Source organism: Acidovorax sp., from assembly GCF_046291265.1.
GTDB lineage: Bacteria > Pseudomonadota > Gammaproteobacteria > Burkholderiales > Burkholderiaceae_C > Acidovorax.
On record NZ_JBKBTV010000025.1, the window covers coordinates 51,619 to 62,758 of the forward strand.

9 protein-coding genes are annotated in these 11,140 nt (G+C 59.8%); all 9 read right to left on the bottom strand.

Translation table 11 applies throughout. The annotated features are described in order from the left end of the window. Positions 1 to 17 precede the first annotated feature (17 nt). Positions 18 to 515, bottom strand: coding sequence for a pilin (locus ACK41V_RS11800; RefSeq protein ID WP_409782396.1), 498 nt, complete (start codon positions 513 to 515; stop codon positions 18 to 20). Positions 516 to 713: 198 nt separating this feature from the next. After that, positions 714 to 1,505: a 3',5'-cyclic-nucleotide phosphodiesterase gene (locus ACK41V_RS11805; protein WP_409782399.1), complete on the bottom strand. Its 792-nt coding sequence runs from the start codon at positions 1,503 to 1,505 to the stop codon at positions 714 to 716. Positions 1,506 to 1,538: 33 nt separating this feature from the next. Then, on the bottom strand, positions 1,539 to 3,800 hold the full coding sequence (locus ACK41V_RS11810; RefSeq protein ID WP_409782402.1) for a CHASE2 domain-containing protein: 2,262 nt from the start codon (positions 3,798 to 3,800) through the stop codon (positions 1,539 to 1,541). 68 nt (positions 3,801 to 3,868) lie between these two features. Continuing rightward, on the bottom strand, positions 3,869 to 4,525 hold the full coding sequence (locus tag ACK41V_RS11815; protein ID WP_409782405.1) for an FHA domain-containing protein: 657 nt from the start codon (positions 4,523 to 4,525) through the stop codon (positions 3,869 to 3,871). 41 nt (positions 4,526 to 4,566) lie between these two features. Continuing rightward, positions 4,567 to 5,355, bottom strand: coding sequence for a Stp1/IreP family PP2C-type Ser/Thr phosphatase (locus ACK41V_RS11820; RefSeq protein WP_409782407.1), 789 nt, complete (start codon positions 5,353 to 5,355; stop codon positions 4,567 to 4,569). A gap of 17 nt (positions 5,356 to 5,372) precedes the next feature. Next, complete coding sequence (locus ACK41V_RS11825; RefSeq protein WP_409782410.1) at positions 5,373 to 8,036, bottom strand: CHASE2 domain-containing serine/threonine-protein kinase; 2,664 nt, start codon at positions 8,034 to 8,036, stop codon at positions 5,373 to 5,375. A 211-nt stretch (positions 8,037 to 8,247) separates the two neighbouring features. Next, the gene (locus tag ACK41V_RS11830) at positions 8,248 to 8,934 is read right to left on the bottom strand and encodes a TerC family protein (protein ID WP_409782413.1); all 687 of its coding nucleotides are present in this window, start codon (positions 8,932 to 8,934) and stop codon (positions 8,248 to 8,250) included. 144 nt (positions 8,935 to 9,078) lie between these two features. Next, positions 9,079 to 9,975 (bottom strand): succinate--CoA ligase subunit alpha, encoded by an 897-nt coding sequence (gene sucD, locus ACK41V_RS11835; protein ID WP_409782416.1) that lies wholly within the window; start codon positions 9,973 to 9,975, stop codon positions 9,079 to 9,081. A 15-nt stretch (positions 9,976 to 9,990) separates the two neighbouring features. After that, on the bottom strand, positions 9,991 to 11,140 hold a 1,150-nt coding region (gene sucC / locus ACK41V_RS11840), incomplete at its 5' end, for an ADP-forming succinate--CoA ligase subunit beta (protein WP_409782419.1).

Below are 11,140 nucleotides of genomic sequence, written 5' to 3' on the forward strand. Positions count from 1 at the left end.
TAAGCAGAGGCTAAATATTAGCCGCGGCAAGAACCTGGCAGGTACTTCGCAGGCATGCCAGTAGTGGCTGCGGGACCGCATTTCCACTTGAAAACAACTTTGTTGATGTCGGTGTTAGCGATTGGGGTGGTGTCGTTGGCATAAGGCGTCATGACGATCTTTGTGCTCGCAGCTTCCTTCAGGCTAGCGTCAGCAGTCGTAGTGATGGTGACAGCGCCAGCATTGGTCGTGACGATAGACAGCACGTACTTGGTTGGAGCGCTGGCTGCAGTTTCGGCCGTGTTTTGTTCGCAGCCCCAAGTATTGACGGCGGGAAGTACCGAGCTGGAAATGGTTTGAATGGTTTCTGTGATGCTGGTGCGGCAAGCGGAGCCAGCCAAAATAGCTTCCGACACTTTGGCACGGATGGTGTAGTCCTGGTAAGCAGGCAGAGCCACGGCGGCCAAAATGCCAATGATCGCCACAACGATCATCAATTCGATCAGGGTAAAACCCTTTTGCAGAGTGCGCTTCATGAAAAACTCCTAGGAAAATTGCAAATGCAGTGTAGATGAGCAAAAGGTGTGCCAAGACGGGGGGCGCTTGTGTGGTCATTCATGTGCCCCACCGGCATGCCAAATGAGACGTGGCTGGGTCTGTTGTGCGAGCCGTTCAAAAAATGTAAATGTAGAACTTACATTTCTGTCGCCCAGCAATGTCACTGTTGAGCTTGCTCACACCTCCATCACTTGCCCAGCGCACAGCCATTGGATGCGATGCGAATGGCCAATCCCCCCGGGCGTCAGGTGAGCAAATTCGCAGATCTCGTCCATGATTAAGCCCGTTTCTGATGGTTTGGTGTGGGTAATGTAAATGGGGTATTGGCTAGAGGGCGCAATATGCGCCAACTCGTGGGCTAACGTGCTTGGTGAAAGATGGAGGCTACGGCGAGCCAATTCGCTTTCGCGATTGCTGAAAGCTGTTTCGATGACGAGGTAGGCCACGGACATTGAGTTTATGCGCTGCCAAAAGTGCGGATTGCACTCAGTGTCGCCAGTAAATACCCACCAGCCAGTGCACCCGCGTGCGGCAAAGCCAACGGCGGGTACGGTGTGATGCGCAGGGAGGACTTCGATCTCGACGCCTTTTATCGTTCGCGATTCCCCGATGAAAAAGGGCTGGTACTGCAAAAATGGCGCAGCAACTGACGGGATCACACTAAAATCAGGCCAAATAACGTTGTTGAAAATATGCGTTTGTAGCGCCGTGATGGTAGAGGCCAGTGCGTGAACCTGCAGCGGCGTTTGCCGAAGTGAAGACACTGCATCCAGCATAAGCGGCAATGCCGCAATGTGATCTAAATGCGAATGCGTCAAAAACACATGGTCAACTTGGCGCATCTCATCTAGCGTCAAATCCCCCACACCAGTGCCCGCATCAATCAGGATGTTGTCGTCAATCAAGAACGAAGTTGTGCGACAGTCCTTTGCGATGGCGCCTGAGCATCCGAGCACGCGAACCTTCATGTTTTACCTTCTGTTCTTGTATTGACAGGCAAATTACTTGCTATCGAAATTGGTGGCGCCGTCCCAGTCCGTGGTGAATGCCTGCTGGCGCAACAGCGCTACACGGGAGGCATACAGGTCATAGAGCGTGCTGCCCTGGCGAGCAGTGTTGAGGCGGGAGAGCCAATCATCGCATTGTGCCCAGTCTTGCGCCCTGTAGGCAGTGAGGAGTTGCCCCCATTCTTCCAGTTCGCGTGCTTCAGCGGTGCTCACCGCATCCAACTTTGACAGAGGCCAAAAAATGGCAACCGCTTGGGCTTTGCCCTTCACCCGGACGAGATCGAGTTGCTGCCAGGCAAACTGCGGTGCGAGCAGCTTGGTGCTCTCGCTTACGACAATCGACGTACCGTAGTATTTGGACAAGCCCTCCAGGCGAGAGCCGAGGTTGACCGCATCGCCGATGACCGTGTAACTGCGACGTATGTCCGAACCCATGTCACCCACACACATGGTTCCAGTATTGAGGCCGATGCCCACGCCAATTTCTGGCAGACCGCGTTGGCGGTGGCTCTCGTTGATCTCTGCGATGGCATTCGCCATGTCAATGGCGGCGGCCACAGCCAGTTGGGCATGGTCGGGAGTGGAGACCGGGGCGCCCCAAAACGCCATGACACAGTCACCCATGTATTTGTCGATGGTGCCCCGGTGTCCGCGGATGATGTGGGTGAGTTTGCTGAACACGTCGTTCAGCAGGGCCTGTAGTTGCAACGGTTCCATGCGTTCGGACATGGCAGTGAACCCTCGCATGTCGCAGAACATGACCGTCAGCTCTCGGCTGGTGGCCTCCATGCTGTAGTTCTCGGGCTCCTTGACCATTTCGTCCACCAGCTCTGGCGGCACATAGGTTCCGAAGAGTGCGGCCAGCTCACGTTTTGACTTGCTTTCCACAAAGTAGCCGTAGACCATGTTGAGTGCGAAAGCGAACACTGACATCAGCACAGCGGTCGCCAGCGGCAGTGCAAGGCCATGCGCTATGTAGAGCCACAGGTTGATGCCCGTTAGCACAACAACCACACTGCCGCTCAGTGCAACCGCGGGCCCCGCTGCCAGCAAGGGAAGCGTGACGGCGAGCAGGATGCCTGCGCACAGTAGCTGCAACGCGTCAAACCCAATCGCGTAGTCGGGGCGCACGATGTTTTTTCCGTCGAGCAATGCGGATAGAACGTTGGCGTGTGTTTCAACGCCTGGGTAGGTCCGCCCCACAGGGGTGACCCGCAAATCGAGCAGGCCGGGGGCTGTGGAGCCGACGAGCACCACCTTGTCTCGCAAGCTGGACAGAGGGAGGGTGCCTTCGAGGGCATCTGACGCTGAGATGTACCGAAATGACCCACCCGATACGTCACCCGGACCGCGAAAGGGGATGAGGGTGGCGAGGCGGTCGTCCACAGGGAGCGGCAGTGACCGGCCATCTTGGCGCAGGATGATGCTTTGCAGTGTGTCGTGGTCACCCTGTGCATTGCGATTGGCATAGCCTGGGATGACTTCTGGCATGCCCATGACCGTGCGATACACAGCCAGGGCCAGCGATTCGTAATACTGTCCCCCGTGCTCTGCCAGCATAGGCAAGGACCGAACGACGCCGTCCTCGTCGGTAATCGAATTGAAAAATCCTGCAACTGGCACGGCCTGCGCCAACACGTCAATATTGGCACCGTACCCGTTCCACGATGTCGCGCGCAGCGGGAGTCCGCGCAGTTGATCAGCGTTGAGCGCCGGGGTGGGCAAGGTGCCGCGGGTGCGGCCATCGCGATCACTGGTGAGGTAAAAGCCCAGCACCGCTGCGCGACCCGTGAGTGATTGCGCGAAAAGTCCGTCGTAGTCCAGGGATGGGGCGAGTTTGGCCAGCAGTTCCGAGAACCCCGCCTGACCTTTAAAAGGCCCTGCGGCCAGACGTTGCAGATTACTCAGGCCCGAGCTGCCATCCGCTTCGGCAAAGATCACATCAAAGCCGACGGCTGCCACTTGCTGGCGCTCGAACAACTCTTGCGAAAGCGCTGCCATCTTGTCGCGCCCCCAGGGCCATTGACCCACCCGAGCAAGGCTCTTTTCATCAATGTCAATGATGACGATGCGCTCGTCGAGCGTGCGCGGCATCGTGGCGCGCAGCCGGGTGTCGTAGATGATGTTGTCCAGACGCTCCAGCACCTGAAGGTGCAGCACGTTGGACACATGCAGCAGAGCAAACAACAGGGGCAGCAGCGTAATGCCAATGCGGCGCCACCGGTGTCGAAACAGGTACGAGAGCTGTTGCCGCATGGTTCAGACTCCAGGGGCCAATCTAACGGTCGAGACTGGCTGAACGACCTGCTTTAAGACCGGGCGGGTCAGCTCTGTTCGAACTGCATTTCTGTTCCGGCGAGTTCCAGCATGTCGCCGTGTTTTAGGGGCACCGGCGATGCACCGATGGCCGCACCGTTCAACATGGGCATGTCGGGGCCTTCCACATGCGCCAGCACAAACCCATGGTGGCGTTTGGTGATAGACGCCACGGCAACGCCCGGTTTGCCGATGGTGGTGACGACCTTCTGCAGTGACACCTCGCGCCCGGCGGCGGCGCCCGACATGACGCGTATCACCGCCGAAATGGGCGCTGGCGCAGGCGTCGGCGCCAACGACGCTGGCCGGGATGCGGACCCGATGGGTGGAACCATGCCCGGCTTGAAAATCATGGTCTTTTCGAAATTCTGGCCTTCCGCTTCATGGAAGAAGCGGATTTTGTACTTGCCGACCTCGACCGTGTCACCGTTGCGCAGTTCTTGGCGCTTGACCGCCTTGGCGTTGACATAGGTGCCATTGGTGCTGCCCAGGTCTTCGATCTCCACCTCGTGGCCGGCCATGTGGATCACGGCGTGTTCGCCGCTCACGGCGAGGTTGTCAATCACGATGTCGTTGTAAGGCCGCCGACCGAGTGTGGTCCGCTCCTTGGTCAACTGCACTTCCTTGATGACGACCCCGTCGATTGAAACGATCATTCTGGGCATGATCCACTCCTGATGTGATGAATTGTTGTAGTTCGGGCCACTCAAGCGGCACCTAGCAAACGGGACATAAGGCCGCGCTTCTTGCCTCCAGCGGCGGCCTGCACCAGCAGCACACTGACGTTATCACGACCGCCGTTCGCATTGGCGGTGTCAATGAGCAGTGTGGCTTTTTCCTCCAACGGGAGCTGCGCACGCACCATTTCTGCCAGATCCGCATCCGTGACCATGTCCGTGAGGCCATCGGAGCACATCAGAAACAGATCGTTGGGCGCCACCTGGAACTCGTTGACTTCCATCATGACGTTGGGCTCTACGCCAAGCGCACGGGTGACGAGGTTGCGGTTGGACGAAAGCGCTGCTTGTTGCGATGTGAGGAGGCCAGCATCCACTTGCTCCTGCAACCACGAATGATCGCGGGTGATCTGCTGCATGGCGCCATCCCGCAGGCGGTAGCAGCGGGAGTCGCCGATATGTCCCAGGATGAGCCGACTGCCATGGAACACGCCCACCACCAGGGTGGTTCCCATGCCTGCATATTGGGGGTTGGACAGCGACGCACCCAAAATGGCGTGGTTTGCGTTTTCAACGCAAATCTCGAGTGCACGTCGCACGTCGGTGGATTGGGGCGTGTTGCCCGCCTGGGCCAACCAGCGCCCCATCTCTGTTCGTATGAAGGTGGTGGCCATGCCACTGGCCACTTCGCCTGCGTTGTAGCCGCCCATGCCATCGGCCAGGATGGCTACCTGGGCCTCGCGGTCGACAGCTACCGCGTCTTCGTTGTTCGTGCGCACGCGGCCCTTGTCGGTCCGTGCGAAAAATTCGTAGGTCATGGATGTTGCGGCGAGCGTCATCGGGCGCCTGAAGATGGCGGGGATGCCGCACCCCGCACAGCGGGTGGCTCCATCACGGTTTCCTGAAAATCCGCCATCTTATGCCCTGTTGCATCGCGGTCCGCATCATAGACGACTGCTTCGGCGGCAGCCAGCGCTCCCGTGGGCTCTGCCGCGGCTGCCCTCAGGTCTGCCGCAAACTGGCGGCCGGTCTGGTAGCGGGCTTGGGGGCGCTTCTTCAGCGCCAGTGCCACCACGTTGGCCACGGCGGGGGACAGGTCTGTGCGCAACTGGCGCACGTCGGGGGCCTCTACGGTGGCAATCTTGTGCATCAGCTCTGTCATGGACTCGCCGCGCAAGGGCAGCGTCCCGGTGAGCAACTGAAACAGCGTGACACCCAGCGAGTACAGGTCCGACCGTCCGTCCACCTTCTTCCCGGCAAGTTGCTCCGGCGACATGAAGCTGGGCGTTCCTAGCACCAGGCCTGTGCGGGTCTTGCTGGAGTCCGTGATGCGTGCAATCCCAAAATCTGTGACTTTGACGGCGTCTGATGCGCCATCGAACATGATGTTGGCGGGTTTGATGTCACGGTGCACCACATTGTGCGCATGCGCGTAGTCGAGGGCATCGGCCACGCGCGCTGTGATGGAGAGCACTGTGGCAATGGGCAGCAAGTGTTCTTTTTGGCAGACCTGCGTTAGATCGGTGCCTTTGAGAAACTCCATGGCGATATAGGCCAGATCGTGTTCCTCACCGGCATCAAAAATGGTCACGATGTGTGGATGCTGCAGGCGGCCTGCGGTCTCAGCCTCGCGAAAAAAGCGCGCACGGGCATCGATCAGCGCGTCACCCTCAAACTCCTGCCCTAAAGCAAGGGTTTTGATGGCGACCACCCGGCCAATTTTGGGATCGCGCCCGCCATACACCACGCCCATGGCGCCTTTGCCCAGCTCCTTGTCAATCTGGTAGCGTCCCAGCATGGGAATACCCCCAGCCGCATCACCCGGCAGGCGGGGTCGGTTGCCTTCTGGCGGCAGGCTTGACGGGGTGCTGGATGGGCCCTCGGCGCTTTGTTGAAGTTTTGCGCGGGCGCGTTTATAGCGGCTCCTAGCGTCTTTGTATTGCCGGTTGTGACGCAGGATGTGTTCGTAAGCTGCCTTGGCCTTGGCGAAGTTGCGTTGGCGCTCAAAGTCCTGCGCCAAGTGGTACAGGTTGTCCATCAAGGCATCGCTGGGCGGGACTTTGCGCAGCCGGTCAAAAGCCATGTCCAACTGGCCTTGGCCATGCAACGCGAGGCCCATCATGCGATCGGCTTCAGCCGTTTCTGCCGACGGGCTGGAGCTGGACGAATGGCCCAGGCTGCGGCTCACTGCCATTGCTGCCGCGCCCGCCAGCACGCCGATGGCAGCCAACACCCCCTGCAACCACGTTCCTGCGTAGCGGAGCAAGCCCCATTCAACACCCACCGTCACCAAAACCAGTGCAGCGCTTGCTCCCAGGCCGACCACGAAAGAGAGCCGCGGCACCACCAGGGCGGCAAATAGCAACACACTCAGTGCAACGGCCCACGGCGCTGCGCTCGTCCAGGGCGGTTCTTTGACGGTGAGGCCTTGCCGAATGTTGGACAGCGTATGGGCGAGCAATTCGACGGGGACTACGGACGGCCCGCCGGACTGTGTCGAAGGCCCCATTGCAGCACTGCTGGTATCCCCCACCAGCACAATCTTGTCCTTGAACGCGGTCGTGCTGACTTTGTCATCGAGCACCGCAACAAACGACGTGGTCGCAAAAGGCGATGTCCCCTCGGTGGACTCATACATGCGGGTTCGCATCACCGCCGAATTGTCGGTAGCAACCTCCAGGCCGCCGAGGCGCAATGCGGGTGGAGATGCCTGGATGCGCAGGTCGTCCGCGCCGAGATGCAGGCTGTGCCGCGCCGCGAGCAGGGCAAGAGACGGAATGCCTGCATCGTCGTACCGCAGCAGAAGCGGCACCTGGCGCACTGCGCCGTCCCTATCGGCCACGGTATGCAGATGGCCTACGCCCAAAGCCGCAGAACCCAGCGCTGCAATAGGATGCTGCGCCGACTGGACAGATGTTGCATAGGCGCCGGGGTCTGGCAGCGTGCCGCGGCGTGCATAGGCAGGGAGCGCAGCAGATTTGCCCGATGTGACGTAGCTGGAGGCCAGCAGCACATTGCCCGCTTTCTGGATGCTGGCTGCCAGCCGGGCGTCGGTGTCCAGGGCACTTTCGGCCTCCATGGTCACCCTATTGAGTTCCGCCGCTAACGGGGATCCGTCACCCGCACTGGCCAGCGCTGCCTTGACCTTACGGATCTGGAGAAGTCCAGGTTCGGACTGGGACGCGGAGAACGAGGGGGTGTAGACGATGGTTTTGGCGCCCGCCGCAGCCAGCTTGTCGATCAGCCGCGCATGTACATCACGCGACCAAGGCAGAGGACCCAGCGCCACCACGCTGGCGTCGTCCATGCCGATGATGGCGATTTCTGCAAGGGGGGCAGGCGAAGAAACGCGGGTGGCAGCGTCGTACAGGCGCAGATCCAGCCGCTCAGCCAAGCCGGTGAGAGCGCACAGCGCCATGACGGCAGCCGCCGCCGTGGCATTCCAAAAGCCCTCGGTACGCCATATATCAAGCCGCCGTGCCGAGGTTTTTCGTCCCACTTGCTGTTATTCCACTCAGGTATTGAGTAGCTATTAAAGCAATATCTGCGCCCAACTTTGGGGCCGAATTTTGAAGACTAGAACGCTTCATCCGAGCCTAAAAGCGCCCTGTTGAAGTCGTTCTTGTCGCTGCGATTACCTTCTTGGCGCCAGCGCGCTGCCATTTTTGTCACATCGGCCCAGCCTGTGCACTCGGGGCCCGTTGCCAACCTCACGCGGCGGATTCGCGCCGCGCTTTGGACGGCCAGAATTTTCCGATGCCAACCACCAGCGTCGCACCCAGAGCCGCGGCCACATAGTGCAGCGCTGGATGCGCCACGGCGTAGTCGTGCAGGAGAGCGTCGCTGGCAATGGTTTCGCCGCCCACCCAACCGATCAGCGCGGCGCCCAGCACCACGATGAAGGGGAAGCGTTCCATCAGCTTGATCATGAGCGTGCTGCCAAAAATCACCAGCGGAATGCTGATGGCCAGACCGAGCACCAGCAGGATCACGTTGCCCTGTGCTGCCGCGGCGACGGCGATCACGTTGTCCAGGCTCATCACCAGATCAGCGATCAGGATGGTCTGGACAGCAGCCATCAGCGTGCTGTAGGTCTTGGATTCGCCGTCATCCGCCTCGTCGTCGCTGAGCAACTGGAACCCGATCCACAAAAGCAGGCACCCGCCGACGATCTGCAAAAACGACAATTCCAGCAGTTTCGCGGCCACGACAGTCAGCAAGATCCGAAGCACCACGGCAGCGCCGGAGCCCCAGAAGACGGCTTTCTTTTGTTGGTGGGGGGGAAGCGATCGGGCAGCCAGGGCAATGACCACGGCGTTGTCGCCCGAGAGAATGATGTTGATCCAGACGATCTTCATCAGGCCGATCCAGAAATCGGCACTTTGCAAAAACTCCATACTGAACTCCACTGTTATGAATGCAAGAAGCGCCCGGAACCAGGGTTCCGAGCGCTTCTCTTTTTATGGGAGTCGCCAGTCTATCGAGCCGATAGGCCCGACGCGTCCGTAATTGTGCTTACGAACGCTCTGGACTTGATGGGATTACTTCAGCTGGGCCTTGAGCAGCTTGCCCAGTTCCGAAGGATTGCGGGTGATGATGAAACCCGACTCTTCCATCACGGCCAGCTTGGCATCGGCCGTATCGGCGCCACCAGAGATCAGCGCGCCGGCATGGCCCATGCGCTTGCCTGGAGGGGCGGTCACGCCAGCGATGAAACCAACGATAGGCTTCTTCATGTTGGCCTTGCACCAGAGGGCGGCTTCGGCTTCATCGGGTCCGCCGATTTCGCCAATCATGATGACGGCGTCGGTGTCTGGGTCGTCGTTGAAGGCGCGCATCACGTCGATGTGCTTCAGACCGTTGATGGGGTCGCCACCAATGCCCACTGCAGTCGACTGGCCCAGTCCCACTTCGGTCAGCATGGCTACGGCTTCGTACGTCAGCGTGCCGGAGCGGCTCACCACGCCAATGCGGCCCTTGCGGTGGATGTGACCGGGCATGATGCCGATCTTGATTTCGTCGGGCGTGATGATGCCGGGGCAGTTGGGGCCCAGCAGCAGGGTCTTCTTGCCACCGGCGGCTTCCTTGGCCTTCATCTTGTTGCGCACTTCCAGCATGTCGCGCACAGGGATGCCTTCGGTGATGCAAATGGCCATGTCCAGGTCGGCTTCAACCGCTTCCCAGATGGCTGCAGCAGCGCCTGCGGGCGGCACGTAGATCACCGACACGGTGGCGCCGGTCTGCGATGCGGCTTCCTTGACGGAGGCGTAGATCGGGATGTTGAAGATCGACTCGCCGGCCTTCTTCGGGTTCACGCCCGCCACGAAAGCGGTTTTGCCGTTCGCGTATTCCTGGCACTTTTCGGTGTGGAACTGGCCCGTCTTGCCCGTGATGCCCTGGGTGATGACCTTGGTGTCTTTGTTGATGTAGATCGACATGCGTGTTCTCCGGTCTTACTTGACGGCAGCAACGATCTTCGTCGCAGCTTCGGCCATGGTGTCAGCAGAAATGATGGGCAGGCCCGACTCGGCCAGCATCTTCTTGCCCAGCTCGTCGTTCGTGCCCTTCATGCGCACGACCAGCGGCACGGACAGGTTCACCGCCTTGCAGGCAGTGATCACGCCGTTGGCGATGGTGTCGCACTTCATGATGCCGCCGAAGATGTTGACCAGAATGCCTTCGACCTTGGGGTTCGCCAGCATGATCTTGAAGGCTTCGGTCACCTTCTCGGCCGTGGCGCCGCCGCCCACGTCCAGGAAGTTGGCAGGCTCGCCGCCAAACAGCTTGATGGTGTCCATGGTGGCCATGGCCAAGCCGGCGCCGTTCACCAGGCAGCCGATGTTGCCATCGAGGCTGATGTAGGCCAGGTCGAACTTGGAGGCTTCCACTTCGGCCGGATCTTCTTCGTCCAGATCGCGGAAGGCCACGATTTCAGGATGGCGGAACAGCGCGTTGGGGTCAAAGTTGAACTTGGCGTCCAGCGCCATCAGGTTGCCCTTGGAGTCGCAGTTCAGCGGGTTGATTTCCACCAGCGACGCGTCGGTTTCCATGTAGCACTTGTAGATCTTGGCGAAGATGTCTACCGCTTGGTCGATGGAGTCACCGGTCAGGCCAATGGCAGCGGCGACCTTCTTGCTTTGCTCGGCGGTGATGCCAACCAGGGGATCGATCATCTCGGTGATGATCTTCTCGGGCGTGGAATGGGCCACTTCCTCGATGTCCATGCCGCCTTCGCTCGAAGCGATCAGGGCCACCTTTTGTGTAGCGCGGTCGGTCACCAGCGATACATACAGTTCGTTCTTGATGTCGGCGCCGTCTTCGATGTACAGGCGGCGAACCTTTTGGCCTTCGGGGCCGGTCTGGTGCGTCTTGAGCTGCATGCCCAGGATTTCGCCCGAAATGCGCTTGACGTCTTCAATGGTCTTGGCAACCTTGACGCCGCCGCCCTTGCCACGGCCACCGGCGTGGATCTGGGCCTTCACGACCCACACAGGGCCGCCGAGTTTTTGAGCTGCTTCGACGGCTTCTTGCACCGTGAATGCGGGAATGCCACGCGGAACGGGCACACCAAAATTGCGCAAGATTTCCTTGCCTTGGTATTCG

Coding starts and splice junctions, on each gene's coding strand:
- ACK41V_RS11810 (WP_409782402.1), bottom strand. CDS start 3,800: ATGCGGCAACAGCTCTCGTACCTGTTTCGACACCGGTGGCGCCGCATT.
- ACK41V_RS11830 (WP_409782413.1), bottom strand. CDS start 8,934: ATGGAGTTTTTGCAAAGTGCCGATTTCTGGATCGGCCTGATGAAGATC.
- ACK41V_RS11815 (WP_409782405.1), bottom strand. CDS start 4,525: ATGCCCAGAATGATCGTTTCAATCGACGGGGTCGTCATCAAGGAAGTG.
- ACK41V_RS11800 (WP_409782396.1), bottom strand. CDS start 515: ATGAAGCGCACTCTGCAAAAGGGTTTTACCCTGATCGAATTGATGATC.
- ACK41V_RS11820 (WP_409782407.1), bottom strand. CDS start 5,355: ATGACCTACGAATTTTTCGCACGGACCGACAAGGGCCGCGTGCGCACG.
- ACK41V_RS11805 (WP_409782399.1), bottom strand. CDS start 1,505: ATGAAGGTTCGCGTGCTCGGATGCTCAGGCGCCATCGCAAAGGACTGT.
- sucD (WP_409782416.1), bottom strand. CDS start 9,975: ATGTCGATCTACATCAACAAAGACACCAAGGTCATCACCCAGGGCATC.